This window comes from Streptomyces sp. NPDC101151 (genome assembly GCF_044768335.1).
In the GTDB taxonomy this organism is placed as follows: domain Bacteria; phylum Actinomycetota; class Actinomycetes; order Streptomycetales; family Streptomycetaceae; genus Streptomyces.
The window spans coordinates 22,357-48,737 of record NZ_JBIWPP010000051.1 but is presented as its reverse complement, the minus strand read 5'-3'; the positions used below and the strand labels follow the sequence as shown (position 1 = coordinate 48,737).

Sequence of the window (26,381 nt, the reverse complement as noted above, 5' to 3'; positions counted from 1 at the left end):
CCGGCCCACAACCTGACACCAGCAAGGTCCCCACCCATAACCACACCAACGACCGAGCTGGCCAGCAGTCACGACAAGGACCGTTGCAGTACTAGGCAGAGCAAGAGGAAGAAGAGGAACGGGACCATGGCAGCACCCGACCGGATGGACGAACGGCTGCGAGCCCTGGGGCTGGTGGAGGCACAGCGGATGGCGCAGGCCGTGTTCGCCGATGTCATGGCCCGCGGCCTGTTCGTACCGGGAAGCAGTGAACGCGAGGCCGGCAACCGGATCGGGGACCTGGCGAGGCAGATGTTCGGCAGAGCCGCGCGACGGCCCGGACGGATCGTCCGCTCCGGCCCCCACACGGTGCTTCCGTACGAACAGGAGCCGCCGGACCGGGTCATCAGCGAGGACGACATCGTGGTCGCCGACCTCGGGCCGGTCCTCGGCGGATACGAAGCGGACTTCGCACGCACCGTCGCCTTCGGCAGCGACCCTGGCAAGCACAGTCTCGTCGAGGACCTGTCGAAGGTGTTCGCCGCCGGCCGCGAGGCGTTCCACGCGGACTCCGGCATCACGGGCGGACAACTGCACGCCGAGGCCCGGGCCATCGCCGCCAAGGCGGGCTGGACACTGGGCGGACGGCACATCGGCCGCCTGGCCGGAACAACACCGACCGCGAACGTCCACGGGGTGCGGGCGGATTCGCCGGTGCAGGCGGATTCGTTCCTCTGCCCGGACAACGACCGGCCTCTGCGCCGCACTGTCCAGGACGGATGGCAGGCCCACTGGATCCTGGAGATCCACCTGGTCGACGAACACCGGGGCTTCGGCGGCTCGCACAAGGGGCTGCTGGACCTGTCGTGATGCCTGTGCCCGTTCGGGACCTGGGTCGGCCGGTCAGGACTCGGCCGCGTTCGGGGTCGGATCGCGGATGTCGGACGCGCTGCCGACGCCGGCTGCGACGGAGGCCGCTACTACCGTGAATAGTGTGGAGCAGGCACGCGGCGGTTGAGATGGGCTGAGGCAAGGGGCAGGCTGGAAGACGACGGCTGCTTGTGTGCCTCGCGGGCGGTTGTCCGATGCGCAGGGAGGTCGACGTGCCGGCTGCATCCAACGACCTACGGTCGGCCCGGGCGCAGCCTGCGTCGGCCGCAGCGGACGGTCGCGGGCTTGTCACTGCGTGGAGCGCCGGAGCCCGTGAGCTGCTTGGCCATGATCCCGCCGAGGCCATAGGCCGAGACGCCGGGCTTTTCCTGGCAGAGCCCCTTCCCGAGAGTGCCCGGCGGTGCTGCGCCGAGCTGAGGGCGTGGGACGGCCTCATCACCGTACGTCACCGCGAGGGCGGCAGTCTCCAGGTACGGCTGCAGGCGCATCCGCTGCTCGGCGCAGGGGGTGAGTCGCACTGGTTCCTGACCGCCACGGCAGCCCCGCCCTCGGACGGCGAGGCGGACGCCAGGACAGGCGGTGAGCAGGATGCGGCGGACATCAAGGCGTGGGCACTGCATCAGCTTCCGATGACCATGGCGCTCTTCGACCGGCAGGGGGTGTGCTTCGCGGTGAACGCCGCGGCGACCATTGCCATGGGAAAGCCGCAGGAGGAACTCATCGGCGTACGCCTCGGCCACTCCGGCCCCGGGCAGCCGATGGCAGGGCTCGAGGGCATCTCCGAGACCGCGGAGCGGGTGTGGCGCAACGGTGAGACCGTACGGCTGGAAGCTCACCTCCGGACACCGGGCGAGTCCCGCCTCCACGCGTGGCTCCTCACGCTCTCCCCGGTGAAGGCCCCGGACGGGCGGGTCTGCGCCCTGTCGCAGGCGGCGGCCGACATCACCGAGCAGTTCCGCGCCCGCCAGCGGCTGAGTGTCCTCAACGAAGCGGGGCTGCGGATCGGCACCACGCTCGATCTGAGCCGCACGGCGGACGAACTGGCGGCAGTCGGCTCGGAGCATTTCGCCGACTTCGTCGTGGTCGATCTGCTCGACAGCGTCCTCGGGGGCCCAGGGCCGGACAGCTCCGGCGACCCCCCGGTCCTTCGGCGCGCGGCCCAGCGCTCCGTACTGCCAGGATGCCCGGAGGCGGCGGTTCCACTGGGCGGGACCCACACGTACCTCGAGGAGTCACCACCGGGCCGCGCGCTGACCAGCGGGCGTGCCTCGCGCCATGAAGCCCATGAGGCCACCACGGCCTCATGGGCTTCCGGCTGCCCCGAACGCGCCGAGCGCATCCGGACCCACAGGACGCACTCCCTGATGGCCGTGCCGCTGCAAGCCCGGGGCATCAGGCTGGGGATCGCCGTCTTCTGCCGTCATCGCACCCCTGATCCCTTCGACGATCAGGACCTCTGGCTGGCCGAAGACCTCGCCGCCAGGGCTGCGGTGTACATCGACAACGCGCGCCGCTACACCCGGGAACGTGAGATCGCGCTCGCTCTGCAGAGCAGCCTCATGCCGGACCGCGTGCTGCGCCAGCCCGCCGTGGAGGTTGCCTCCCGCTATGTGCCGGCCGACCCGGGCGCGGGCATCGGCGGCGACTGGTTCGACGTCATCCCGCTGTCGGGAGCGAGAGTCGCCCTCGTGGTCGGCGACGTGGCCGGACGGGGCATTCATGCCTCCGCCACCATGGGGCGACTGTGCACCGCGGTCCGCACCCTGGCCGACGTCGACCTGCCCCCCGACGAACTCCTCACCCATCTCGACGACCTCGTACTCCGCCTGGATCGCGCGGAATCGGCGGACGGCACTCGCCAGGCACTGGACGCCGGTGCGGGCGAGGTGGGAGCCACCTGCCTGTACGCCGTGTACGACCCGATCTCCAGCCGCTGCTCCATGGCCCGCGCCGGCCATCCCGTACCGGCACTCGTCACCCCGGACGGCTCGGTGGACTTCCTGGACATGCCTGCCGGACCACCGCTGGGGCTCGGCGGACTGCCCTTCGAGGCCGCCGAGTTCGACGTGCCGCCGGGCAGCGTCCTTGCCCTCTACACGGACGGCCTCATCGAGAGCGTCGACGGCGAGGCGGACGACGGGCAGGAAACCCTGCGCGCAGCCCTGGCCGATCCGCACCGTCCCCTGGAAGAGACCTGCGACCGGGCACTGAGAACCCTGCTTCCCGGCCGCCGGAACGACGACGCCGCTCTCCTGCTGGCACGCACCCGTGTCCTGGGAGGCGACCTGGTCGCCTCGTGGGAACTGTCCTCCGATCCTGCTGCCGTCGCCCGTGCCCGCGCATTCGCCAACCGCACGCTGACCACCTGGCGTCTGGAGGACCTGGCGTTCGTGGTCGAACTGATCGTCAGTGAACTTGTCACCAACGCCATCCGCTACGCCCATCCCCCGTGGCTTCTGCGGCTGATCCGTGACCCCGACAGCATCATCTGTGAGGTGATCGACGCCAGCAGCGCCGCCCCTCATCTGCGCCGCGCCCGCATCTTCGACGAAGGCGGCCGCGGTCTCTTCATCGTCGCTCAACTCGCCCAGCGGTGGGGCAGCCGCCACACCGGCACGGGGAAGACGATCTGGGCAGAGGTGGCGGTACCGAAGAGTCCTTCCGGCGGCCCGTCAACTTGACCCGGCCCTAAAGGACCGGGCTTGGAGGTAGCGCCCAACTGGCTGCTGGGTCGGCTCCTCCGTCCAGACACCCTTATGGGGTGGCAGGGACGCGTGACTCACGCCCCGCATTCCACACGGTCTCGCCACGGGTGGCGATGTTGTGGGAAGCATTCCGGTCGGCGTGGGCAACGATCCCGCACTGCCGGCAGATGAAAAGCCCCTGGTCGACACGGTTGCGCTTGCCGACGTGGCCGCACTCGGCGCATGTCTGCGACGTGTACGCGGGATCAACGAAGACCAGGGGCACGCCTGCCCGCCTGGCCTTGTAGACGATGAACTCTTGGAGCTGGGCGAAGGCCCAGGAGTGGAGTGCGACCCGTTGGGGCTTGCGGAGCCGTACCCTCTGCCGGATTCCCTTGAGTTCCTCCAGGGAGAGTCCGGCAAAGGTGCGTTCAGCCTCGGTCACGATCGTCTTGGCGATGATGTGGTTGGTGTTCTTGACGTGCCGCTGTTCGCGGCGGGAGCGCTCCTTCAACCGGCGCTTCGCGGACTTGGTGCGCTTCTTCTGGGGCCTGGCCCGCAGGGCACGCTGACGCTTGCGGTACCGGTTCAGGCTGCACCCGGCGGCCTGGTAGCCGGTGGACGTGGTGGCGATGTTGACGATGCCGAGGTCCACGCCGACGAAGCCGTCCGGCTCGTACGTCTCGGCCTCGGGGACCTCACAGGTGGCGATCAGGTGGAAGACCCCGTCACGCTCGATCAGGTCTGCCTCGCCCTTGCGGTACTCGCGGGGCGTCGTGAGCGCGTCGGCGGAGCAGACGAAGCGGACGTTCTTGAGGCGCCCGGCAGTTGTCCAGATGGACACGGTCCGTGCGTCGTACTGCCAGCTCAAACACCGGTCGTCATATGGCTGCGCGGCCTCGGGACGGAACGTGATCGGCTTCGACCCGGCCTAGATCCGGCGCTTCGACTTCGGCCTGCCGAAGTTTCCGGCGCGGATGTTGGCGTGCAGCGTCGTGTACGCATCGCGCACTTTCTTGATCACGTGTTGCGCCGCCTGCGCCCCGAGACCTTCGGCCTTGAGGTGCGCGTACGTGTGCTTGCGCAGCTCGTACTCGCGCGGCACACCATGGGCGAACGCCACCTCGGAGACCCAGCACGCCAGGTCGTTGACCGTACGCAGGGTCGCCGACAGCGCGGCGGCCTGGCCGGCCTCCGGTATCAGCTTCACCTGCGTCACGATCTTCACGAGCGTGATCATAACGATGATCCATGTCACCGCGCCGGGAGCCAAACCCCAACATTCGTAGCGGCCGTACGGTCGGCTACACCCTCCACGCCCAGTTGGTCTTCACGCCCAAATACCGGCGTGGACCGTTCACCGACGACATCCTCAAGCGCTGCGAAGGTCATGCGCGACGTGTGCGCCGACTTCGGCGCGGAACTGCGCGAGTTCAAAGGCGAACACGACCACGTCCACCGGCTCGTGCACCATCCCCCGAAGGTCGCCCTCTCCCGGCTCGTCGGCAGCCTCAAAGGAGTCTCGGCCCGCAGACTCCCACAGGAGTTCCCCACGCACATCCGCACGTACCTGTGGGGTGAGCACTTCTGGTCCCCCTCCTGCTTCGCCGCGTCCTGCGGCGGCGCACCGCTCGCCGTAGTGAAGGAGTACATCGCGAACCAGAAGCGTCCCGACTGAGGTCAAAAGTGCAGACCCGTGCGCTCGTGCGGGTCACCCCTGTCTTGAGAAGCGATTCCTCCCGGGCCTGAAGGCTCAGGGTTCCTCGCTAGATTCTGCTGAACTGTCCGCCTCCTCCCTTTCGTTCCACACCCGTCACCGGGGAGCCACGTTCCAGGCGAGGTCCGGAAGGTAGCTCGGTGCGGCCGTGAAGCCGGACAGCTTCTTGGCGTTGTAGGCGTACAGGCCGTCCATGCGCAGGACGGAGACGAACCACGCCCGGTCCACGACGAACCGCATGACGTCCTGGTAGAGCGCGGGTTGCCGGTCGGCGGGCGCCGCCGCTGCCGTGGTCAGCATGCGCGTGAGCTCGGGGTCGGACGTGGCGAAGGGGTTGAAGGCGGTGGAGTGCGGCAGCATCCAGTCGAGGGAGAGGGCGTAACTGGTCGCGCCTCCGTAGCCGAAGCCGAGCGCCGGATACTTCTTGGAGGTGGCGTTGGCCAGCCACTGGCCCACGCTCGTGTCGGTGGTGAGGTCGGCGGTGACGCCGATCTGCTTCCACTGCTGGACGACTGCCTGGGTGACCAGGTCGATTCCGAAGAGGTTCTGGGTCTCCATCTTCAGCTTGAAGCCGTGCGGGTATCCCGCTTCGGCGAGGAGCTTCCTGGCCTTGGCCGGGTTGTAGGGGTAGCGATTGTCGTAGTCGGCCGCGAAACCGTCGAGGCCGGGCAGGGATATCTGGCTGGTCGGGTGGCCGTGATTCTGGACGACGGCCTTGGTGATGGCGGCTCGGTCCACTGCGTAGTTGAGGGCTTGCCGCACACGGAGGTCCTTGAGCGGCTTTGCGATGGTGCCATGCCGGTCGGCGAGGTTGACGCCCATGAAGACGTTGGGGGCACCTGTCACCGTCAGTCCGGCGGAGGTGGCGGTGCCGGCCTGGTTGGCGGTGATGGCCATGGCGTCCGCCTGCCCCGTCCGGACCGCCTGGAGTGCGGAGTTGGGGTTGGCGACGATCTTGATGACCACCTTCTTCCAGTGAATCTTCTTCTTGTCCCAGTAATAGGGGTTGGGGGTGTAGGTGTAGTGGTCGCCGGTCGCGGTGTGCGCCGCGTCGAGGACGTACGGTCCCGCGCCGTAGGAGTGGGTGCCCATGGTGCCGGGGGACGCGAGGCCCTTGGGGCTGATGACCGAGCCGACCATCAGCACTTGGGTCAGCAGTTGCGGCAGGTTGGGGTGTGGGCTCGAACAGTGGATCCGTACCGTGCGCGGGCCGGCGGCGGTGACCGACTCGATGGCAGAGGTCCACGAGACGTTGAGGCCGTTCTTCCGGCTGTAGTCGAGCGAGGCGGCCACGGCTTCGGCGTCCAGGGGCGTGCCGTCGGCGAACTTCAGTCCGCTGCGCAGGGTGAAGGTGAAGTCGGTGTTGCCGGTGCCGACGTAACCCCACTTGGCGGCCAGGCCGGGGCCCGTCCTTCCGTTCGGGCCCTGTCTGAGGACGGTGTCGTAGGCGAGGTTGACGAACCAGTTGTCGGAGCCGACATTGGCCTTGGCCGGGTCGAGGCTGGCGGGCGCACCGGCGGCGACGACGGTCAGGGTGTCCCCCTGGCCACCGCTCCCGCCGGCGTCGGATCCGCCGCAGGCGGTGGCTGCGGCGGCGAGCACCACCAGTGTCGTCAGCCCTCTGTTCAGCGATGTTGTCCTCATGGCGTTTCCTCACGTGTGCGGCCGGGACCGTCGGTGGTGGAGTGGGAGTGCAGTTCCGTGGTGCGGTGGCAGGCTGCGGCGCGGCCGTCCGGGAGTGGCCGCAGAAGTGGTCGCTCGCGCCGGCACAGCTCGATGGCATGGGGACAGCGGTGAGTGAAGGCGCAGCCGGCCGGTGAGGGCGCGGTCGCCGTCGTCGCTGCCGCGCGGTTCGCGGTCCGGGCGCGCTGCGCACGCGGATCCGGCTGGGGTACGGCGGCGAGCAGCGCCTGGGTGTACGGGTGGACCGGGGCGGTGTACAGCGCAGCTGCGGATCCGGTCTCCATGACCTGACCGCGGTAGAGGACCACGATGCGGTGCGAGAGATGGCGGACCACGGGCAGGTCGTGAGCGATGAAGAGGTAGCTGAGGTCGAGATCGCGCTGCAGGTCGGCCAGGAGGTTCATCACCTGTGCCTGGATGGACAGGTCCAGCGCGCTGACCGGTTCGTCGCAGATGACGAGGCGCGGCTCGGGCATCAGCGCCCGGGCGATGGCGATGCGCTGGCGTTGTCCGCCGGAGAACTGGCCGGGATAACGGTCCGCGGTGTCGGCGGGCATACCGACTCGCGCGAGCATCTTCGCGATGCGGTCTCGCGTCCCGTTCCTGTGCGCCCTGCCGTGGGTCAGGAAGGGCTCGGCGAGGGTCTGGCCGATGGTCCGGGCCGGGTTGAGGGAGGAGTACGGGTCCTGGAAGACGACTTGCAGCCGGGCGCTGAGTGCGCGACGTGTACGGGACGAGGCATGAGTGATGTCGTGGCCCTCGAAGCCGATCCGGCCGGAGTGGACACGGTTCAGGCCGAGTACGGCGCGGCCGATGGTGGATTTGCCGGAGCCCGACTCGCCCACGAGTCCGACGGTCTCGCCGGGTGCGATGCTCAGGGACACCGCGTCCACGGCCCGCAGTGGCGCAGTGCGGCGGCCCTGAGGGAACTCGACGGTGAGGTCCTCGACGGCGAGGAGCGGTGGCAGCGTCATGGGGTGGTGCCTTCCGCGAGGAGCTGCTGGGATCGAACACACCGGGTGAGCCGGTCGGGGGCGGGCTCGGTGAGCGTCACCGGCTGCGTCGTGCATCGGTCGTCGGCCAGCGCACAGCGAGGGGCGAACCGGCAGCCGGCGGGCCAGTCGCGCGGAGCGGGGACCGACCCGGGGATGGTCGGCAGGGGTTCGCCTGCTCGCGCCCGGTGGGGGTTGGCGGCCAGTAGGCCCGCCGAGTACGGGTGAAGGGGCTGGGCGAACATCTCTTCGACGTCTGCCTCCTCGACGACCTGGCCTGCGTACATCACCACGGCTCGGTGGCACAGGTCGGCGACGACGCCCCAGTCGTGAGTGACGATGAGCACCGCCATTCCGGTCTCGGCCTGCAGGTCGCGCAGGAGCGCGAGGATCTCGCCCTGGACGGTCACGTCCAGGGCGGTGGTCGGCTCGTCCGCGATCAGGAGTTTGGGGCGGCCGGCGAGCGCCAGTGCGATTGCCACGCGCTGGGCCATTCCGCCGGAGAGCTGGTGCGGGTAGCGCCGCGCCACGGCTGCCGGATCGGGAATGTTCACCATGCCGAGGAGTTCGGTGACCCGGCTGTGTGCCGCGCCGCGGCCGCGGTTCTCGTGCCGTCGTACCGCCTCGGCGAGCTGACGGCCGACGGTGAAGGTGGGATCGAGGGCGACCATCGGTTCCTGGGAGACATAGGCGATACCGGTCCCGCGCACCTTGGTGCGGGCATCGGGTGAACCGGCGAGGTCGGTGCCGCCGAAGACCACCCGGCCCTGTGTGATCCGGCCGCCGCCGGGCACGAGGCCGAGGATCCCGAGGGAGGTGACGGACTTGCCGCAGCCCGATTCACCGACCACTCCGAGGGTCTCTCCCGCGGAGATGTCGAAGCTCACCTCCTGCACGACCGGGACTCCGCCGATCTCCACGGACAGGTCTCTGACCGACAGCAGTGCGCTCGGATCCGCCGGGCGCGTTCCGTTCGTGGCGGTGGCTGTCCTCGGGCCGCCCCCGTCACCGGCGGCCGGCTGCGCGGCTGTGGGCGTTGCCAGTTGGGAGACCGACCATCCCTGGACGGCCGCGTCCCGGACCGCGTCCCCGAGCAGTCCGAGCGCCAGCACCGTCAGGACGAGCGGGACTCCGGAGGGGACCAGCATCCATGGCGCTCGGTCCAGAGCCTGGGACGCGTCGGCCACCAGTCCGCCCCACGACGGGGCGGGAGGCTGGGCTCCGAGGCCGAGAAAGCCGAGGCCCGCCTGGATGGTGACGACGATGGCGGCGAACAGGGCCGCCTGCACGATGACCGTGCTGGTCAGGCGCGGCAGGATGTGGCGCCGCAGGATCTGCAGGCGGGTCAGACCTGCGACCTTCGCTGCCGCGACGTACAACTCCTCGCGGATGCCGAGGGTTTGACTGCGCAGGATGCGGATCATCCCCGGGCTCCCGAGCACCCCGAACGTGATCATGGCGGCGTGCAGATTGCCGGGGAACAGGGAGAGCACGACGAGAACGATGACGATCCCGGGCAGGGCGAACAGCAGGTCGGCCGTGCGTACGGTCAGCCAGTCCGCCCAGCCGCCCAGGAATCCCGAGGCCAGGCCGAGGGTGACGCCGATGACCAGGAAGACGGCCAGGGCCTCACCGACGGCCAGAAGGGTGGAGCGGCCGCCGAAAAGCAGACGGCTGAGCAGGTCCCGGCCCAGATTGTCGGTGCCGAGCAGATGGTCCGCCGTCGGCCCCGAAAGCACATGACCGAGATCCTGGTCCAGCGGGCCGTGCGCCGTGATGAGCGGCGCCGCGAGGGTGGCGACCGTCAGCAGCACCAGCCAGCCGAGGGAGAGAGCACCGGCGGGGCGGCCCAGCAGGCGCCGTATCAGAGGGCGTCTGTTCGGCGCGCGGCCCGCGCTCGGCGTCGTGGGCTGCTTCATGCGGCACGCACCCTCGGGTCGAGCCGGCTGTAGGCGAGGTCCACCAGCAGATTGACGAGGACGACGAGGACCGTGATGTACAGGACGGCTCCCTGGATGACGGGGATGTCGTGCTGGACGGTGGCCTGTTGGGTGAGGCTGCCGAGCCCGGGCATGGCGAACACCGTCTCCACGAACACGGCGGCGGCCAGGAGGCTGACGAGCACCACACCCAGCACCGTCACCAGCGGCAGGGCCGCGTTGCGCAGCACATGGCGGTAGAGGATCGAGCGCTGGGAGAATCCGTTGGCCTGCATGACCCGGACGAAGTCCCGTCCGAACGCGTCCAGGACCGAGTCCCGTGTCTGCTTGGCGATGATGGCCACGGCGCTCAGCGACAGTGACAGCACCGGCAGGACCAGGGATCTGCCCCACTCGACGGGGTCGTCCGCGAACGGCACGTAGCCGGTGACCGGGAACCAGCGCAGTCGCACGGAGCCGATGGCGATCAGGACGAGCGCGAACCAGAACGCCGGCACCGCCAGGCCGAGGAGCGCCAGGCCGTCCACGGCCTTCACCAGCAGCCCGCCGCGTCGTGCGCTGAGCAGTCCCAGCAGCACGCCCAGGGCTCCGGAGACGACGGTTCCGGCGATCATCAGGGACAGCGAGACGGGGAGACGGTTGTTCAGCACGGATGTCACCGGCTCGCCGCTGAAGAGCGAGGTTCCCAGATCACCGTGGAACACCCGCACGAGCCAGTGCCAGTACTGGACCGGCAACGGCTCGTCCAGGCCCAACTGGCGGCGGACGGCCTCGTACTGCTCGACCGTGGCGTGCTGCCCCACGATCGTCCGGGCGGGATCCCCGGGCACGAGGGACACCAGCACGAACGTCAGGGCGGAGACCAGGAACAGGAGCGGGGTCGACGACAGCAGCCGTCTGACCACCAGTCGGAAGGTAGTCATGTTCACCTCGTCAGAGGTCGTCCGGCTCGACGGAATGCTCGTCGAGTCGGAGTGGAAGGCCCGAGAAGTGACCCCGATGCGAGGTGCCGGGCAACGACTTTGTTCTCCGTGGTTCTGCCGGGAGGCACGCGGACGGAGAGGGCTGGCTCGAAGTGGACTGCAGGGCGCCACGGGTGGCGGCGCGCGGGGTTCGTACGACGATCGGACGTCTCACCTCTTGCCTGCTGCGGCATGTATAGCCGAAGTTAGTTACACGTGTCGATATCCAGGACAGGAGGCATTGTGGAACTCCACATCCACGAGCGCGGAGCCGGCCCACGTCTGGCCCTGTTGATCCATGGAGGCATGGCGGACCACCGCACCTGGCATGCGGTGGAGAGGCGACTCGTGGACCGCGGGTACCGGGTGATCGCGCCGGACCTGCGGGGCCACGGCCTCAGCCCACGCGGGGACTATGGCCCGGAGTTGCTGGCCGACGATCTCGTGGCGAACCTGCCACAGGGCGCCGACCTGGCCATCGGCCACTCCCTCGGCGGCCTCGCGCTGTCGCTGGCTGCCGCCCGGCTCCGCCCGCGGCGTGCCGTCTACAGCGATCCGGGCTTCCGGCCCGGAGACATTCCGCCCGGAGCGGTCGCGGCGATGCGAGCAATGGTCGAGAACGCCGACAGGCGGAGTGTGCGCCGCGCAGGCCCGCGCTGGTCCGAAGCGGACATCGATGCGGAACTGGCCGGCTTCGCCCTCTTCGACCCGGCCTTCCTCGCCGCCACGGAGGAGTCCTTCGCCGGGGACCACCTTCCCGCCGGACCGGTGGTGCCGTCCCTGGTCCAGCTGGCGGACCCCAGCTTCACGATCACTCCCGCGACGGCCGGGCTGCTGCGGCAGCGCGGTTTCGAGATCACCACAGTCCCCGGAACGGCCCACTGCATCCACCGCGACGACTTCGAGGGGTTCATGGCGTCCCTCGAAGGCTGGGTCTAGTCAGTTACACGATTTACAAGGAGGGCCGAACGGCCGTCAGTCCGAAGCTTCCTCAGGCTGACGGCCGGTCACTGTCCGCACATGGCTGAGGCTCGGCTCGGCCAGCACGGCGTGCAGTTGCTGGAACACCTGGCGCGCCGCGACGGCGTTCCAGTCCTCGGGCAGGAGCTCCTTCGGCAGACCCGGATCGAGGTAGGGCAGACGACGCCATTGCGTGAGCATGGGGACGTAGTGGCGGAACGCCTCCTCGGCGTCGATGCCGGACTGCGTCGTCAGCCGTGCCGCGACGGGGCCGTAGGTGTCGGTGAAGACCGCGTACTGTGCCTGGATCGCCGGGAAGTCCCACCAGGACCTGACCGAGGTGCGCAGATCGCTGAACGCCACGTACTGCGAGGCGAAGAGGTGCACGTACTCGCTGAGGCCGAGCCGGTCGAGGGTGGCGCGGGCGTCCTCCAGGAGGCGCCCGGGTGCGAGCCACACCCCGGAGGTGATGTTGCCGAAGCCGAGCCAGGTCAGGCGGGTGCGGAGCTGGTAGCGGTGGGACCGTTCGGACTCCGGCACGGAGAACACGGCCATCACCCAGCCGTCGGCCAGGTCCGCCGGCTCCAGGCTGCCGAAAATACGCCGGTCGCCCTCGTCGAAGACGGGGTGCACGGCGGGGCTCAGGCGGTAGCCGTTGGCGCCGCGCCGTTCGGGTTCCAGGATGCCCCGCTTCTTCAGGCGGGAGATCGCCGAGCGCACCGCCGGTCCGTCGACGTCCAGTTCGGCCATCAGGACGATCAGGTCGGCGATGGAGACCCATCCCCCGAGACGCCGCAGGAAGGCTCCGTAGACCGTGTTGATCAACGAGCTGGGCCTGGTGGGACTGTCCGACATGATCGCCTTCCGTCGTGTGCGGTGGCGATCCTACCGAGCACCCGGTTCTGCCGGGCCGGTGGACCGAGGCTCGGGTGAGCGGTCATCCGGCGGTCGCCTCCCGCGGGGGCAGCGGTGTCTCGGCGTACGCACCGGACAGGAGGTGGCCCGCTCCGGGCGCGACGGCAGGCAGGCCGAGGGTGCGCAGCATCTGGTGCGCGGTGCAGATCGCGGCGGAGACGACGGGTTTCCCGAGGAGCTGTTCGGCCTCCTCGACGGCGCCGAGGGACGGCATCTGGACGCAGGCGGAGAGGACGACGGCGTCCGCGTCGGTGTACTGGAGGGCGCGGGCGATACCGGGCAGCCTGGCGGGGTCGTGCGCGGCGACGTCCAGGTTGTCGGCGATCTCCAGTGCTTCGTAGTCGAGGACCTCGATGCCCTCGTGGGTCAGGTATTCGACCACCGTCCGGGTCAACGGCCGCATGTACGGGGCCACGAGCGCGATCTTCCTGGCTCCCAGGGTGTGCAGGCCGTGCACGAGGGCGCCGGCGCTGGTGACCACCGGGGCAGGAGCACCGTTCTCCGTCGTGCGGGCGTGCAGGCGTTCCTCGGAGGTGCGGTGGTAGCCGAGTCCCATGCTCATGATGGCGACCAGGCACGCGTAGCCGAGGACGTCCACCCGGGCGTCGGACAGCTCGACGGCGCAGCGGTCGGAGTCGGCGTCCATGGACTTGAGCTGCTCGGGCGTGACGTGGGTCATCCGCATGCGGCTGGAGTGGAAGGTGAAGCGTTCCGGCGCCACGCTCTCGCGGGCGCGCAGGATGGCGGGGATCTCGGTCTCCATCGTGACGTTGGAACTCGGCACGATCTGGCCGATGCGACAGGTTCGGTGGGCCATGGTCTCTCCGGGGAACTGGGGGGTGCGGATCAGCGGGCGTCGACGACCGGGTTGGTGAGCGTGCCGATGTGCTCGACGGTGGCTTCCACGAGGTCGCCGGGGGCCAGGAACTCGGGGGGCACCATCCCGGCGCCGACCCCGGAGGGTGAACCGGTGGCGATGACGTCGCCCGGTTCGAGGGTCACGCCGGAGGAGATGTCGGCGATGAGGCGCGCGATGGGGAAGAGCATGTGCCGGGTGTTCGACTTCTGCTTCGTGACGCCGCTGACGCGCAGTTCGAGGTCCAGGCTCATCGGGTCGTCGATGTCGTCGGCGGTGACGACGGCGGGTCCGAAGGGCGCGTAGGAGTCCTGGCCCTTGGAGAAGAACCACTGGCCGGAGCGTCGCTGGTCGCGGGCGCTGATGTCGTTGACGATGCTGTAGCCGAAGATGTGGTCGTAGGCGTCGTCCTCGCTGACGCGGAAGGCGGTGCGGCCGATGACGACGGCGAGTTCGCACTCCCAGTCGAGCTGCTGGGTGAGGTCGCCGTTGTGCAGAATCGGCCGGCCTGGGCCGGTGACCGCGGTGGCGGGCTTGCTGAAGAGGACGGGACGAGGCGGCAGTTCCTTGTCCGTGTCCAGGCTGCGGCTGGATTCCTCGACGTGTTCGACGTAGTTGAGGCCGACACCGATGATCTTGCCGGGGCGCAACGGGGCGTTGAGGACGACCTGCTCGACACTGTGCACGGCTTCGGCTGGCCATTCGGATGCGTCGCCGTCGAGCAGGCGCCGAGCGGTGTCGTGGACGTCGGCGCCCGCGCCGATGAACGTCAGCAGGTCCTGCGGGAGTTCGGTGGCGTGGTGGGCGGCCAGGGCGGCGAGGTCGATCACGCGGTCGTCGATCTGGGCCCCGAGACGGGCGGCAGCGGAGTCGACCGTGTAGGTCACGAGTCGCATGCGGGCTCCTTGGTGGGTGACGGAGGGGAAGGACAGCGAGGGTGCGGGGCGGCGGTGCGTCTGATGTCCGCGCGCCGCCGCCCCGCCGCCGTGGCGATGGGGCGCGGGGCGGGATCGCCGCCGGTTGCACGGCCGCCGCGCCGGTGACCGGTGTCAGGGCCGGCGGTCCCGGCGCGGCGGCGGTTCACACGGTGGGCTGGTGCCCGCCGTTGTCGGTGTACGCCTCTTCGCGGTGGAAGCCGAGGGAACGCATCACGGGGAAGTCGTTGAACGAGAAGAGGCAGGCGTCCTCGCTCTGGTCGAGATTCGCGTGTTCGTGCCAGGCCCAGGAGGGGACGCAGAAGATGTCGCCCTGCTGCCAGTCGTAGCGCTGTCCGGCGATGACCGAACAGCCCCGGCCCTTCGCCGCGGTGTAGACGACCGACCCGGTGTGGCGGTGGGCCTTGGTGGCCTGGCCCGGCCGCAGGAGTTGCATGTGGGCGCCCATGGTGGGCATCACGGAGGTGCCGGTAACGGGGTTGGTGTACTCGGCGATGACGCCGTCGTACGGGGAGCCCTCCGTGGCCTTGGCGAGGTTGCGCAGCGACTGGTAGGTGGGCTCCCACGGGTAGGCGAGCAGAGGCGAGTAGGGGCGGGTCCACTTCTCGGCCCCGTAGGGCAGCAGGTTGGCGCCGTAGGTGAGGACCGAGGAGTTGATCATCTTTCCGGGCTGCTGATACAGCTCGGGGTGGACCTCGTAGAAGCCCGCGTCCAGGGCGTTGACGAGAGGGATGTCCAGGCCGTCCTGCCAGATGACGGGGGCGTCGTCGGCGTCGTTGCCGTGCTCGTGCCAGGTGCCGTTGGGGGTGATGGCGAAGTCACGGGGGCCGACCTTCAGCTTCTGGCCGTCGACGATCGTCCAGGCACCGCTGCCCTCGTGGACGAAGCGCAGGGCGGCGGCCTGGTGGCGGTGCGCGGTCATGGACTCCCCCGGTCCCATGATCTGCAGGCCGGTGTACAGCAGGCCGACGGCGGCGCTCACGTCCTTGCGGCCGGGGTTGACGAGCATGACGACGCGACGTCCGGCGTCGTCGGCCTTGACCAGGTCGAGCGCCTTGCGTACCAGGGGTCGCAGGGCGTCGTAGCGCCACAGGACCGGTAGGGACTTCGGCTGCGGGTACCAGGGCTCGATGTCGTTCGCGACCGTCCACAGGGCGCCGGCGTCCAGTTCGGCGAGTTCGCCGTAGTAGGCGGTGAGCTCGGGGGTGTCGGACACGCGGGCCCGGCCCAGCCTGTCGTCGTCGTGTTCGGCGGTCATGATTCCTCCTTCGTGGCGACGTCGCTGCACGTGTCGTCCGTCGAGAGCGGCGGGGCGGTGGGGTGATGTGCGGGGTCGGTCGTGAAGGTGACCGGGGTGCGTGGGGTGTTGTCGACGTGCAGGCGGAAGACGTCGAAGCGGTTGTAGTGGCCGACGATGTCGTGCATCTGCTTGGGCTGGATGCACCTGGCCAGGTCGATGTCGCCGTAGACGATGCCCTCGTCGTCGATGAGCGGCTCGGTGACGGGGCGGCCGTCCGGCCCGAAGATCCCCGAGAGTGCGCTGCGCGGGCGGGCGAGCATGCGGCGCACGTCCTCGTCGTCGCCGGCGACGGTGTCCACGATCTCCGGGGAGATCGTGGAGCAGGCGACGACGGAGAAGAGCTTGCCCTCGAAGCTGTGGGCGGCCGTGCGGACGGCGATGGCGTCCGCCATGTCGTAGTCCTGCGGTGCGACCGGCAGCGCGATGTAACTGGCCGCGTGGACCAGCTCTCCCTGGGCCAGAAGGGTGAAGCGGGCGAGCGTGTTGGTGTTCTCACCGCAGGCCAGGGCGCCGAGCGGCCCGATGCGCGTGGAATGGACCTGGAGGGAGCTTCCGTCCCCGCCCGTCCAGGTCAGTTTCTCCGCCCACGTGGGGACGAGCTTGCGGTGCACGCCGAGGAGTTCGCCGTCGGGACCGATGGTCAGCAGGGTGTTGTAGAGGATGCCGAGGCTGTGGGGGCTTCGTTCGTTGACGCCGATGACCACGACGACACCGTGTTGTCGGGCAGCGGCGCGCAGCGCGTCCACGTGCGGGCCGGGTATGTCGACGGACGCCCGCCACAGACGCTCGAACCAGGGCGAGCCCTGCACGGGGTTCATGGTCCAGTTCCAGTACGGGTAGCCGGGAACGAAGACTTCCGGGAAGACCACGAGTTCGGCGCCGTGGGACGCGGCCTCCGCCACCAGGGACGCGGCCTTGTCGACCGTGGCCGCCGGGTCCAGGAAGACGGGCGAGGACTGCACTGCTGCCGCTGTGAAGCGGGGCAGTTTCTGCATCTGTTCCTCCATGTCAGACGGTGGTCGCAGCGGGCCTGGGAAGCCACCGCTGGTGCACGGGGGCGGGAGCGTCCCGGAGCAGCTGAAGGCGGGGCGGTACGCGGTCGGTTCGGGCGCCGGGCGGCCTGCCGCTGCCCGCCTTCCAGGAGGCCGGCCAGGGCGCGGCCGGTCCCGTGTACTGCTGGGCGGCCGCGGCATGCAGCGTCCACAGCGGGTCGTGCAGCTGGGCGCGGCCGACGGCGCACAGGTCGGCCCGGCCCGCCAGGATGAGGGAGTTGACGTCGTCGTACGTGGAGATGGCGCCAACGGCGATGACGGGTATGCCCACGGTGTTGCGGATCAGATCGGCGTAGGGCGTCTGGTAGCTGCGGCCGTAGCGCGGCTGCTCGTGGGCGACGACTTCTCCGGTGGACACGTCGATGGCGTCCGCCCCGGCGTCCGCGAGGGCGCGGCAGAGGCCGACCACGTCGTCTTCACCGATCCCTCCGTCGGCCCAGTCGCTGGCCGAGATCCGGACGATCAGGGCCTTGCCGAAGGGCCATACGGCGCGGACCGCGCGCAGCACCTCCAGGGGGAAGCGCATCCGATGCGCGAGGCTGCCGCCGTAGGCATCCGTCCGTGTGTTGGTCAGCGGTGACAGGAAGCCCGACATCAAGTGACCGTGTCCGTACTGGAGTTCCAGCACATCGAAGCCTGCCCGGTCGGCGCGGCGGGCCGCGGTGACGAAGTCCTGCACGAGGGCGTCCATGTCCTCGCGGGTCGCCTCGCGAGGTGTCGTGCTCGCCGCGTCCCAGGGCAGGGCGGACGCCGCGACCAGCGGCCACCCGTCGTCGCCGAGGGGCGTGCAGCGGCCGTCCGCCCGCGGCGTGCTGGTCGCGGCGCGTCGTCCGGCGTGGGTGAGCTGGATGCCGAGGCAGCTGTCCGACTGCCGGCGGACGAAGGCGGTGATGCGACGCCACGCCGCTTCCTGCTCGTCGGTGTACAGACCCGGGCAGCCGGGTGTGGCACGTCCGTCGGCGGTGACAGCCGTCATACCTGCCATGACAAGACCCGGGCCGCCCAGCGCCTGCGTGTTCAGATGGACCAGCTCGACGTCTCCGGGCACACCGTGCTGCGCGGAGTACAGCGCGATGGGCGGTGCGACGACACGGTTGCGCAGGCGCAGACCGCCCGTCTGGAACGGCCGGAACATCGGAGGCGCCGAGTCGGCCCGTCCGCCGATCGCCGTGTGTTGCGCGTGCCAGGTGTCCACCGCGTCGGTGAATGCCTGGTCGCGCACCCGGAGGTTGTCGTAGGTGACACGTCGGCTGCGGGTGAGCAGGTTGAAGGCGAACTGAAGGGGGTCCTGCCCGGTGTGGCGGCCGACGTTCTCGAACCATTCCAGACTCGCCTGTGCGGCCCGCTGTGTGGACTCCACCACGGGCTTGCGTTCGGCCTCGTACGCGGCGAGGGCACTGGACACGTCCGGGTGCTCATGGAGGCAGGCCGCCAGGGCGAGGGCGTCCTCCATGGCGAGCTTGGTGCCGGAGCCGATGGAGAAGTGCGCCGTGTGGGCGGCGTCGCCGAGCAGGACCACATTCTCGTGGCGCCAGGTCCTGTTGCGCACGGTGGTGAAGCGGATCCACCTGGAACCGTTGGGTATCAGCCGATGGCCGTCCAGGTGGTCGGCGAGTATCTCCTCGCACCGCCGGATGCTCTGCTCGTCGCTGGTCCCGGGTGGCAGGTCACGGCTGGCGAACGCGTCGAATCCCGCGCGCCGCCAGGAGTCTTCGTCGATCTCGACGATGAAGGTGCTGCGGCTGTCGTCGAACGGGTACGCGTGGACCTGCAGGGACCCGAAGTCCCGTTCGGCGACGATGAACGTGAAGGCTTCGAACACCTTGTCGGTCGCGAGCCACATGTAACGGCAGTGCCGTTCATCCAGATCCGGTCCGAAGGTGCCGGCGTACGCGCCCCGCGTCTGGGACCGTACTCCGTCGCACGCCACCACGAGGTCGTAGGCGTCGGCGAGTTCGGCGGCGGGCGGTGCCTGCGTGCGGTAACGCACGTCCACCCCCAGTGCCGCACACCGCTCCTGGAGGATCTGCAGCAGGCGCTTGCGGCCGAGTGCGGCGAATCCGTGGCCGCCCGAGGTGAGTGTCCGGCCCCGGTGGCGCACGTCGATGTCGCTCCAGCGGGCGAACTCGGCCGACATGGCCCGGTAGATCTCCGGGTCGGCCTGCGCGATGCCGTCGAGGGTCTCGTCGGAGAACACCACACCGAATCCGAAGGTGTCGTCGGCCGCGTTGCGCTCCCAGACGGTGATCTCCCACTGCGGGGACAACTGCTTGGACAGGGCCGCGAAGTACAGCCCGCCGGGCCCTCCGCCGATGACTGCTACGCGCACGGCGTCCTCCTTGTGGTCCGAGGAACAACGTATGCCGCAATTCCTACGCTCGTCAAGAAAACTCGATAACGCTGTTGAGTTCGCACGGGTCCGTCCGGCTCAGCTCAGGGATTCGGGAGCCTGCGGCCCCGCCTCGGCCAAGAGACGGCGGACCTCATCCGGCCAGGGGGTGGCCCCCAAGGCCCGGGCCGCGGAGTGGGCGATCACCATCCGGCCGGTGGCCGCCTCCTCCTCGCCCTGGCCACGCACGCTGAAGGCGTAGTGCAGCGATGTGGTCCCGACCTTGGCGACGCGCAGCTCGATGCGCACGAGCTCTCCGAACCACAGCCGCGCCCGGTAGTCGGCCTCGAAGTGGACACGCGGAGTGCTGCCGAAAAGGTGGGCCAGGCCCAGGCGGCGCAGCAGGGCGGCCTCGGCCGCCTCCACCCACCGCACCACGGTGGAATGGTGGTAGTGGCCTGCGGCATCGGTGTCGGGCCATTCGACGCGACGCTCTATGACAATGCTGGGCAGGTCCGCCACGCAGGCTTGGTCATGCCCATCGGCACACGTGCCGATCAGCGGGGTTTCTCGCTGGGTGTCGGGGGTTTCCATGGCGATGCCTTTCGTCAGCCGATCCGGTCGGCTGCGGTGAGTTCCGGCGACAGGCCGACGCGAGCGGTGCCCGCGTCGCGAGGGGGAGGGCGCTAGCCGATCGCGTCGACGGCACGCCGACGCAGCTCGCCGCGCTGCAGCTTGCCGTTGCCGGTGCGCGGCAGCTCGCTCACGAACTCGACGGCGCGCGGGTACTTGTAGGGGGCTATGGCCTGCTTGACGTGGTCCTGGAGTTCCTTGACGGTCACGTCGTCGGCGGCGACACCGTCGCACAGGACCACGTACGCCTTGACGACCATGCCCCGGCGATCGTCCGGCGCACCGACGACGCCGCAGTCCGCCACACGGGGATGGGTGAGAAGCGCCTTCTCGACCTCGGGGCCGGCGATGTTGTAGCCGGACGAGACGATCATGTCGTCGCTTCGGGCCACGTACCAGAAGTAGCCGTCCGCATCACGTGTATAGGTGTCCCCGGTGATGTTCCAGCCGTTCCTGACGTACGTCGTCTGGCGCGGATCGTCGAGATAGCGGCATCCCGTCGGACCGGTGACGGCGAGGAGGCCGGGCTCCCCGTCGGCTACCGGTGCACCCGTGGGGTCGACGACCATCGCGCGGTACCCGGGAACGGGCTTGCCGGTGGCCCCCGGGCGGATGTCGTCGTCGGCCGCGGAGATGAAGACGTGCAGCATCTCGGTGGCGCCGATGCCGTCGATGATGCGCAGTCCGGTCGCGGCATGGAAGTCCTCCCACACCTGCGCCGGCAACGCCTCCCCGGCGGACACACACCGCCGCAGACCGGCCAGACGGTCCACGGCTCCGGCAGCCATGATCGCCCGGTAGGCGGTGGGGGCGGTGAAGAGGACCGTGACACCGTGCTCGGCGACGAGTTCGGCCAGCCTCTGCGGCGACGCCTGCTCGATGAGCAGAGTCGCCGCGCCGACGTGGAGCGGAAAGACGACCAGTCCGCCGAGTCCGAAGGTGAAGGCCAGCGGCGGCGTGCCGGTGAAGACGTCGTCCTGGCGCGGCTTGACGATGTGCCGGGAGAACGTGTCGGCGTTGGCCAGCACGTCCCGGTGGAAGTGCATCGTCGCCTTCGGCCGTCCGGTCGTACCGGAGGTGAAGGCGATGAGAGCCACGTCGTCGGCGGCGGTGACGACGCCGGCGAACACACCGTCCTTGGCCGTGCAGCGACCGATCAGGTCGTCGTCGGCCACTCCGCCGTAGGAGAGGACGGTCAGTCCTGGTGTGTCGGCGGCCTCGAGTTCGTCGAGGTACCGGTGGTCGCACAGGGCTACGGCCGGACGGGCGATGTCATGCAGTTCCGCGAGTTCCGCGGCCCGCAGCAGAGGCATCGTGGTGACCGCGACGCCGCCGGCCTTGAGCACCCCGAACCAGGAGGCAACCAGCCAGGGGTTGTTGGGGCCACGCAGCAGGACACGGTTCCCGGCAATCAGTCCCAGGTCCTCGGTGAGCACCTGGGCGACCTGGTTGGCGTGGCGCAACAGGTCACCGTACGTCCAGCTGTCCGTCGGCGTGAGCAGGCAGGGCCGGTCTGCTCCCCAGAGCGCGACGGCGTCGTCGAGCAGGCGCACAGCGCAGTTGAGGCGGTCCGGATAACGCAACTCGGGCAGTTCGAAGGGCAGTTGGGGCCAGAGAGGGAAGGGAGGCAGTCGGTCACGGCAGAAGGTGTCCACGTGGGCGGACGGGGAGAGCTCCATGGGGCGCACACCTCGGTCTCGGGGCAGCAGAGGGAGTGCGGCAAGTATTTCGCCAAATTGACGAGCGTCAAGTTTTCTCGACAAACTTTTTGGTGGCGGCCCGCGGGACCGAGGCAGGGGCGACCTTCGATCCCGGCGGCACGACGGCGCCCGAGTGAGGCTCAGGCGGCAGGGATGCGGACCCGGACGACCTTGCCGGACAGGACACGGAAGGCCGCCAGGTCACCGCCGGCCTCGCCGACCAGGAAGTCCACGATCGCGAGACCGCGACCACCCTCCGCCTCCCCGCCGGCATCGAGGCCGACGTGCGGCAGGCGGGGATCCCCATCGGCGACGTCGAGCTGCACCCAGCCACCGGCGAGGGTGACCGTGGCACACAGGCGGCCGGCCACGCCGCCCGCATGCCGGACCGCGTTGGCCAGGAGCTCCGACCCGACGAGCAGCAGCACCTCGATCCGTTCCGGCGCGACGTGCCAGTCCTCGAGCGCGCGGCGCATGGACGCTCGCACCTCGGGGACCGAGACGGCCGCCGCCTCCACCGCCCAGTGGACGAGGCGGCGCGCCGGGGACCGGTCGGGCGGGAGGGGCACCGCGCGCAGCGGCGGCGACAGCGGACAGGTCGCGGACGGAGTGGGGCCAAGCATGAGGACTCCCCGGGCAAGTGCGCACAGCGCACGCTGGGTTTCTCGTGTAACGTGCCAGCTCTGCACGGCGACACGGTCGCATATCGCCGAATGACCCCCAGGCGTTTACTCCGGTACATCTGACGTGTTACACGTGTAACAGCCTAGGTCGACCCCGAGACGAACACAAGGGCATTTCAGACATTCATTTAGAAACGCCTTAAAGCTCACGAGCCTTCGCACAGGCCTGCCCAGTGCCCACCCCCCCTTGACGCCCCACCCACGCCCGCAGAAAGAGGCGACATGACCTCATCACTCCCTACGGAGACGGCCGTACCGCCGACCGCCGCCGTCGACATGGAATGGCCGCCGCCTTCCTTCCTCACTCCCCCTCCCCCGCTGGTCGGCCAGGACGGTGTGCGCCGCTTCGACGCGGTGACGTACGCACGCACGCCTGGATACCGGCCCCGTCTGCTCGATGCGCAGGTACCGGCGTCCGCGGAGCCGGTGCCGGCCGTGGTGTGGATCCACGGGGGCGGCTGGCTCGACGGCGACCGGCGCTTCCCGCCTCCGACGGTGCCCGTCGAGCTGCTGTACGGCATGATCCTGGATGCCGGTCTCGCTGTGGTGAGCATCGACTACCGGCACAGCCTGGAGGCTCCGTTCCCGGCACAGCTGCACGACGTGAAGGCCGCCATTCGCTATGTGCGCCGCTTCGCCTCCGACCTCGGCATCGACCAGGACAGGATCGGCGTCTGGGGAGAATCGGCGGGCGGCCACCTGGCCGCGCTCGCGGGGCTCGTCCGCGCCGACGGCACCGATGCCGCGACGGCGCTTGAGGGTGTCGAGGGCGTTCGGGACGAGGACAGTGCCGTGCGGGCCGTCGTCGACTGGTACGGGGTGTCCGACCTGGGCTCTCTGCTGTCGCACGCTCTGCCGCCCTCCCCACCCGGCCCCGAGTACCCCAACCCGTTCACCGCCTTGCTGGGCGGCACCTCCGCGGAACTGCCGGAACTCGCCCGGGTGGCCAGCCCGGTCACCTACGCCGGTCCGGCCACTCCTCCTCCCTTCCTCCTGATCCACGGGACGGCCGACGGTCTCGTGCCGTACAGCCAGAGCGAAGTACTCGCCGAGAGCCTTGAGCGCGCCGGCGGTCAGGTCACCCTGCAGCCGGTGGAAGGCGCCGACCACATCTTCCTCGGCACCCCCGACGTGACGCCCATCGTCTCCGACAGCGTCACTTTCCTCGCCCGCCACCTGGGCGCACGAGCCGGGACGCATGAGCCGGGAGGCACCACCCGTCACCGCTGACGCACGCGCGGGCGGCGCCGACCGGAGGGTCCGGTGCCACTTGCCCGGTCTCGCTTCCGATCACCACGCCGGCTCCCAGGAGTCCGGCACCCGGCGAGTCTGCCCACCATCACGTGCCCACCGGCCGACGGCGGCCTCCGGCCGCAAGAGGTACCCCATGTCCAGCACTCCGGCGGCTGAACTCCCGGCTCCGGCTCCCCTTGCCCCGTGGCACGGCCGCCCGGCCTCCGCGTCCGCACACCGCGGCGCGCTCACGCTCGGGGTGGTCCTCCTGCTCGTCAACCGCCGCGTTCGCCGCCGCAGTGCTCACCCGCCCGGCGCGGCCGGTGCTGCGGAGATCCGACGACAATCGCGCGGGTGCCGCCCTCATGCCGGGGTGGCTGTGCACACCACTGCCGGCCGGACAGGCGGATCGGTCACCTGTCCCTGCCGCCGCCGGTGGACCGACGGATCAGGAGGACCGACGGGGGACAAGGACCGGCTGCATGCCCGGGATGTCGGGCACCGTGCCCCCGTCGACCAGCTCGTGCAGGGCGTCGGCGACCCGCGCGGGCGTGGGCAGGTCCAGTCGGACGGTCGTCAGGGGCGGCTGTTGCAGGGCCGACAGCACCAGGTCGTCGGCGCCGACCACGGCCATCTCGTCCGGGACGGAGAACCCCTTGCTGCGCAGCGCGTGCAGCAGCAGCGCCGCGTACTCGTCGTTGTAGGCGAAGACGCCGTCCAGTTCCAACTCGGAACACCGTTCGGCCAGTTCGGCTGCGGAGTCGTGGGTGTAGGACATCTCGACCGCCGTGACGGCCGCGGTGCTGCGGGCGGCGACGGCCTGGGCGCCGGCCAGGCGTGGCCGGGCGAAGGCGGCAAGGCCGCGCTCCCGCGGCATGACCACGCCGATGTGCCGCCGCCCGCGGGCGACGAGGTGCTCGGCAGCGAGTGCGCCGACGCGTGCGTGATCGAAGTCGATGGTGTGGACGCCCTTCACCTCCCGGGAGGCGAAGGCCATCACGCCCCGCACTCCGGCCCTGCTCAGGACCTCGGCGGCCTGGTCGGTCAGGCTGTCACCGTCGAGGGCCATCACCGCAGCCGGGCGCAGTTCGGCCCAGGCCCGGGCGGCGCTCACGGCGTCGGAAAAGCGCCCGGCATGCAGCACGGTGATGTAGCCGTGCCGTTCCAGTTCGCTCTGCAGGTCGTCGATCCAGGCGCTGACCAGGCTGCCGACGGCCGAGACGGACGCCGGTATGAGGACGAGGTTGCTGCGGCCGGCGCGCAGGGACCGTGCGGCGGCATGAGGTACATAGCCGAGCTGCTGGGCTGCCGCCAGGACCCGGGCACGTGTGGTGGCGCTGACCCGGTGCGCCTGTGTGTCGTTGAGGACGAAGGACACGGTCGCCCGCGACACCCCCGCCAGACGCGCCACGTCCGCGCTCGTGACGGCTGCCGGTGCGGTCGGCTCCTGGCCCATGACGTCCTTCCACGTTCCTGCCGGTCGTCCGACCGGCTCACCTCCAGGTTACACGCGTTACTGAGCGGCGTTCCCGGTACGCCGCCGGACCAGCCCAGACACCACCGAAGGAGTCCGATGGAACCATCGAGCCACACCGGCTCCGCGCCCGGTTGCCCGTACGCCCCGGGCCTCACCCCGCTGCACGGCCCGGCGAAGGAACAGGACCTCGACGCCGCGTACGCCTGTCTGCGCCGACGCAGTGGACCGGTCGCCGCGGTGGAGATCGCCCCGGGCGTCGCCGCCTGGCTGGTGCTCAACCACCGGGAAGTGCTGGAGGTCATCTGGAACGCCGAGCTCTACTCCAGCGACCCACACCGTTGGAACGCCGTCTTCCACGGACTGCTGCCGAGGGACACACCGTTGCTGCCCCTGCTCGGTCCTCGCCCCGCCGCCTCCCGGCTCGACGGGGAAGAGCATCTGCGGCACCGGGGTGCCATGACCGCGGCTCTCGGCCGCATCGACATGAGACAGCTGAACCGGCTGGTCCGGCACCGGGCGAACGCACTGGTGGACGCCTGGGCGGCGCGGGCCGGCGCCGACCTCATGGCCGACTACGCCCGGCCTCTCGTGTGGCATGTGTTCGCCCATCTGCTGGGCGTGTCCGAGGATTCGTTCACCACTCTCGATCTCCTGCTCCAGACCGTCGTGAACGCCTTCCCCGGGGCCCCGTCGGCAGAGGCGGAACTGCTGGAGGCCCTCGGCCGACTGGTGGCCGAACGCGGCGTCAGGCCAGGACCCGACCTCACCTCATGGCTGGCCCAGGAGACTCCGTTGACCGATGACGAGGTCGCGCACAACCTGCTCGCTCTCGTCCTGATCGGTGCCGAGAGCACCATCAGCTGGATCGGCAGCGCTGCACAGCTTCTCCTCAGCCACGACGCGCCGAGCCTGGCGACGGGCACCGCGAGCGTGGTGCCCCACATCGTCGAGCACGCACTGCGCTCGGGCGCACCGGTGCCGAACGTGGCCGGCCGGTGGGCGACCGCGGACGTGGTCCTGGCAGGGCGCCGCATTCGGGACGGCGACCTGGTGATCCCCTGTCTGGCGGCCGCCAACACCGACCCGGAACTCGATGACGCATCGGCCTCCCGCACGCGGGCGCATCTGGCCTGGGGCACCGGTTCGCACGGCTGCCCCGCCAAGGAAGCGGCTCGCCTGATCACCGAGACGGCGCTCGGGGTGCTCCTGGACCGGCTCCCCGGCATCCGCCCCGCCTTCCCGGAGGGCGCCGTCCGGCGGGCTTCACTGTGGAGCGCGGCCCCGACGGAGCTGCCCGTCGTGTTCTCCGCGCCCCACCCGGCGGACGCCGGGCCCGGCACGGTCGCACCTCCCCCGACCGTCGTGGAGGCGCCGGCCAAGCGGCGCGACGACCGTGTGCCGGGAGAGGCGCCGGCACAGCGCTGGGGATGGTGGAACTCCTTCGGCGGCTGGTAGCCCAC

19 protein-coding genes and 2 pseudogenes are annotated in these 26,381 nt (G+C 70.0%); 6 read left to right on the top strand and 15 right to left on the bottom strand.

Features of this window, described 5'->3' with window-relative positions:
• Positions 1-126 precede the first annotated feature (126 nt).
• Together ACIRU3_RS43030 and ACIRU3_RS43025 are read left to right on the top strand one after the other, a co-directional pair.
• The gene (locus ACIRU3_RS43030; RefSeq protein ID WP_404069115.1) at positions 127-849 is read left to right on the top strand and encodes a M24 family metallopeptidase; all 723 of its coding nucleotides are present in this window, start codon (positions 127-129) and stop codon (positions 847-849) included.
• Positions 850-1,082: 233 nt separating this feature from the next.
• Positions 1,083-3,551 carry a SpoIIE family protein phosphatase gene (locus ACIRU3_RS43025; protein WP_404069113.1) on the top strand — a complete coding sequence of 823 codons (2,469 nt, stop codon included), beginning with the start codon at positions 1,083-1,085 and terminating at the stop codon, positions 3,549-3,551.
• 73 nt (positions 3,552-3,624) lie between these two features.
• On the opposite strand, the pseudogene ACIRU3_RS43020 reads toward ACIRU3_RS43025, so the two are convergent.
• Positions 3,625-4,794: pseudogene (locus ACIRU3_RS43020) on the bottom strand (RNA-guided endonuclease InsQ/TnpB family protein).
• 11 nt (positions 4,795-4,805) lie between these two features.
• Between ACIRU3_RS43020 and tnpA the strand changes: the two are divergent.
• Positions 4,806-5,232, top strand: a pseudogene (gene tnpA / locus ACIRU3_RS43015) (IS200/IS605 family transposase).
• Between the two features lie 135 nt (positions 5,233-5,367).
• On the opposite strand, the gene ACIRU3_RS43010 reads toward tnpA, so the two are convergent.
• The 4 genes from ACIRU3_RS43010 to ACIRU3_RS42995 are packed head-to-tail and all read right to left on the bottom strand — an operon-like array spanning position 5,368 to position 10,809.
• Entirely contained in the window at positions 5,368-6,915 is a 1,548-nt protein-coding gene (locus ACIRU3_RS43010; RefSeq protein WP_404069111.1) for an ABC transporter substrate-binding protein, read from the bottom strand.
• Positions 6,912-7,928 carry an ABC transporter ATP-binding protein gene (locus ACIRU3_RS43005; RefSeq protein ID WP_404069109.1) on the bottom strand — a complete coding sequence of 339 codons (1,017 nt, stop codon included), beginning with the start codon at positions 7,926-7,928 and terminating at the stop codon, positions 6,912-6,914. Before ACIRU3_RS43005 ends, ACIRU3_RS43010 begins: the two co-directional genes overlap by 4 nt.
• Positions 7,925-9,865, bottom strand: coding sequence for a dipeptide/oligopeptide/nickel ABC transporter permease/ATP-binding protein (locus tag ACIRU3_RS43000; RefSeq protein WP_404069107.1), 1,941 nt, complete (start codon positions 9,863-9,865; stop codon positions 7,925-7,927). The genes ACIRU3_RS43005 and ACIRU3_RS43000 overlap by 4 nt, the downstream gene beginning before the upstream one ends.
• Positions 9,862-10,809, bottom strand: coding sequence for an ABC transporter permease (locus ACIRU3_RS42995; RefSeq protein ID WP_404069105.1), 948 nt, complete (start codon positions 10,807-10,809; stop codon positions 9,862-9,864). The genes ACIRU3_RS43000 and ACIRU3_RS42995 overlap by 4 nt, the downstream gene beginning before the upstream one ends.
• Before the next feature lie 282 nt (positions 10,810-11,091).
• On the opposite strand from ACIRU3_RS42995, the gene ACIRU3_RS42990 reads away from it, so the two are divergent.
• Positions 11,092-11,787 (top strand): alpha/beta fold hydrolase, encoded by a 696-nt coding sequence (locus ACIRU3_RS42990; protein ID WP_404069102.1) that lies wholly within the window; start codon positions 11,092-11,094, stop codon positions 11,785-11,787.
• A 36-nt stretch (positions 11,788-11,823) separates the two neighbouring features.
• On the opposite strand, the gene ACIRU3_RS42985 is transcribed toward ACIRU3_RS42990, so the two are convergent.
• The 9 genes from ACIRU3_RS42985 to ACIRU3_RS42945 all read right to left on the bottom strand — a co-directional run bounded on the left by ACIRU3_RS42985 (position 11,824) and on the right by ACIRU3_RS42945 (position 22,151).
• Entirely contained in the window at positions 11,824-12,663 is an 840-nt protein-coding gene (locus tag ACIRU3_RS42985; protein ID WP_404069099.1) for a PaaX family transcriptional regulator C-terminal domain-containing protein, read from the bottom strand.
• Between the two features lie 82 nt (positions 12,664-12,745).
• The gene (locus tag ACIRU3_RS42980; RefSeq protein ID WP_404069096.1) at positions 12,746-13,540 is read right to left on the bottom strand and encodes an Asp/Glu racemase; all 795 of its coding nucleotides are present in this window, start codon (positions 13,538-13,540) and stop codon (positions 12,746-12,748) included.
• 29 nt (positions 13,541-13,569) lie between these two features.
• Positions 13,570-14,475, bottom strand: coding sequence for a fumarylacetoacetate hydrolase family protein (locus ACIRU3_RS42975; RefSeq protein ID WP_404069093.1), 906 nt, complete (start codon positions 14,473-14,475; stop codon positions 13,570-13,572).
• A 184-nt stretch (positions 14,476-14,659) separates the two neighbouring features.
• Positions 14,660-15,772, bottom strand: a complete 1,113-nt coding sequence (locus ACIRU3_RS42970) for a cupin domain-containing protein (protein ID WP_404069090.1) — start codon at positions 15,770-15,772, stop codon at positions 14,660-14,662.
• A complete protein-coding gene (locus ACIRU3_RS42965) occupies positions 15,769-16,809 on the bottom strand; it encodes a carbon-nitrogen hydrolase family protein (protein ID WP_404069087.1) in 1,041 nt (346 codons plus the stop codon). The genes ACIRU3_RS42970 and ACIRU3_RS42965 overlap by 4 nt, the downstream gene beginning before the upstream one ends.
• Positions 16,810-16,822: 13 nt before the next feature.
• Complete coding sequence (locus tag ACIRU3_RS42960) at positions 16,823-19,195, bottom strand: bifunctional salicylyl-CoA 5-hydroxylase/oxidoreductase (protein WP_404069084.1); 2,373 nt, start codon at positions 19,193-19,195, stop codon at positions 16,823-16,825.
• 99 nt (positions 19,196-19,294) lie between these two features.
• Positions 19,295-19,789: an acyl-CoA thioesterase gene (locus ACIRU3_RS42955; RefSeq protein WP_404069081.1), complete on the bottom strand. Its 495-nt coding sequence runs from the start codon at positions 19,787-19,789 to the stop codon at positions 19,295-19,297.
• Positions 19,790-19,881: 92 nt separating this feature from the next.
• Positions 19,882-21,507, bottom strand: coding sequence for an AMP-binding protein (locus tag ACIRU3_RS42950; RefSeq protein WP_404069078.1), 1,626 nt, complete (start codon positions 21,505-21,507; stop codon positions 19,882-19,884).
• A gap of 161 nt (positions 21,508-21,668) precedes the next feature.
• Positions 21,669-22,151, bottom strand: a complete 483-nt coding sequence (locus tag ACIRU3_RS42945) for an ATP-binding protein (RefSeq protein WP_404069076.1) — start codon at positions 22,149-22,151, stop codon at positions 21,669-21,671.
• A 282-nt stretch (positions 22,152-22,433) separates the two neighbouring features.
• Between ACIRU3_RS42945 and ACIRU3_RS42940 the strand changes: the two genes are divergently transcribed.
• Positions 22,434-23,441 carry an alpha/beta hydrolase fold domain-containing protein gene (locus ACIRU3_RS42940; protein WP_404069073.1) on the top strand — a complete coding sequence of 336 codons (1,008 nt, stop codon included), beginning with the start codon at positions 22,434-22,436 and terminating at the stop codon, positions 23,439-23,441.
• Between the two features lie 451 nt (positions 23,442-23,892).
• On the opposite strand, the gene ACIRU3_RS42935 is transcribed toward ACIRU3_RS42940, so the two are convergent.
• On the bottom strand, positions 23,893-24,900 hold the full coding sequence (locus tag ACIRU3_RS42935) for a LacI family DNA-binding transcriptional regulator (protein ID WP_404069071.1): 1,008 nt from the start codon (positions 24,898-24,900) through the stop codon (positions 23,893-23,895).
• Positions 24,901-25,017: 117 nt separating this feature from the next.
• Between ACIRU3_RS42935 and ACIRU3_RS42930 the strand changes: the two genes are divergently transcribed.
• Positions 25,018-26,376 carry a cytochrome P450 gene (locus tag ACIRU3_RS42930; protein WP_404069068.1) on the top strand — a complete coding sequence of 453 codons (1,359 nt, stop codon included), beginning with the start codon at positions 25,018-25,020 and terminating at the stop codon, positions 26,374-26,376.
• The last annotated feature ends 5 nt before the right edge of the window (positions 26,377-26,381 follow it).

Coding starts and splice junctions, on each gene's coding strand:
- ACIRU3_RS43030 (WP_404069115.1), top strand. CDS start 127: ATGGCAGCACCCGACCGGATGGACGAACGGCTGCGAGCCCTGGGGCTG.
- ACIRU3_RS43010 (WP_404069111.1), bottom strand. CDS start 6,915: ATGAGGACAACATCGCTGAACAGAGGGCTGACGACACTGGTGGTGCTC.
- ACIRU3_RS43005 (WP_404069109.1), bottom strand. CDS start 7,928: ATGACGCTGCCACCGCTCCTCGCCGTCGAGGACCTCACCGTCGAGTTC.
- ACIRU3_RS43000 (WP_404069107.1), bottom strand. CDS start 9,865: ATGAAGCAGCCCACGACGCCGAGCGCGGGCCGCGCGCCGAACAGACGC.
- ACIRU3_RS42995 (WP_404069105.1), bottom strand. CDS start 10,809: ATGACTACCTTCCGACTGGTGGTCAGACGGCTGCTGTCGTCGACCCCG.
- ACIRU3_RS42985 (WP_404069099.1), bottom strand. CDS start 12,663: ATGTCGGACAGTCCCACCAGGCCCAGCTCGTTGATCAACACGGTCTAC.
- ACIRU3_RS42980 (WP_404069096.1), bottom strand. CDS start 13,540: ATGGCCCACCGAACCTGTCGCATCGGCCAGATCGTGCCGAGTTCCAAC.
- ACIRU3_RS42975 (WP_404069093.1), bottom strand. CDS start 14,475: ATGCGACTCGTGACCTACACGGTCGACTCCGCTGCCGCCCGTCTCGGG.
- ACIRU3_RS42970 (WP_404069090.1), bottom strand. CDS start 15,772: ATGACCGCCGAACACGACGACGACAGGCTGGGCCGGGCCCGCGTGTCC.
- ACIRU3_RS42965 (WP_404069087.1), bottom strand. CDS start 16,809: ATGCAGAAACTGCCCCGCTTCACAGCGGCAGCAGTGCAGTCCTCGCCC.
- ACIRU3_RS42955 (WP_404069081.1), bottom strand. CDS start 19,789: ATGGAAACCCCCGACACCCAGCGAGAAACCCCGCTGATCGGCACGTGT.
- ACIRU3_RS42950 (WP_404069078.1), bottom strand. CDS start 21,507: ATGGAGCTCTCCCCGTCCGCCCACGTGGACACCTTCTGCCGTGACCGA.
- ACIRU3_RS42945 (WP_404069076.1), bottom strand. CDS start 22,151: ATGCTTGGCCCCACTCCGTCCGCGACCTGTCCGCTGTCGCCGCCGCTG.
- ACIRU3_RS42940 (WP_404069073.1), top strand. CDS start 22,434: ATGACCTCATCACTCCCTACGGAGACGGCCGTACCGCCGACCGCCGCC.
- ACIRU3_RS42935 (WP_404069071.1), bottom strand. CDS start 24,900: ATGGGCCAGGAGCCGACCGCACCGGCAGCCGTCACGAGCGCGGACGTG.
- ACIRU3_RS42930 (WP_404069068.1), top strand. CDS start 25,018: ATGGAACCATCGAGCCACACCGGCTCCGCGCCCGGTTGCCCGTACGCC.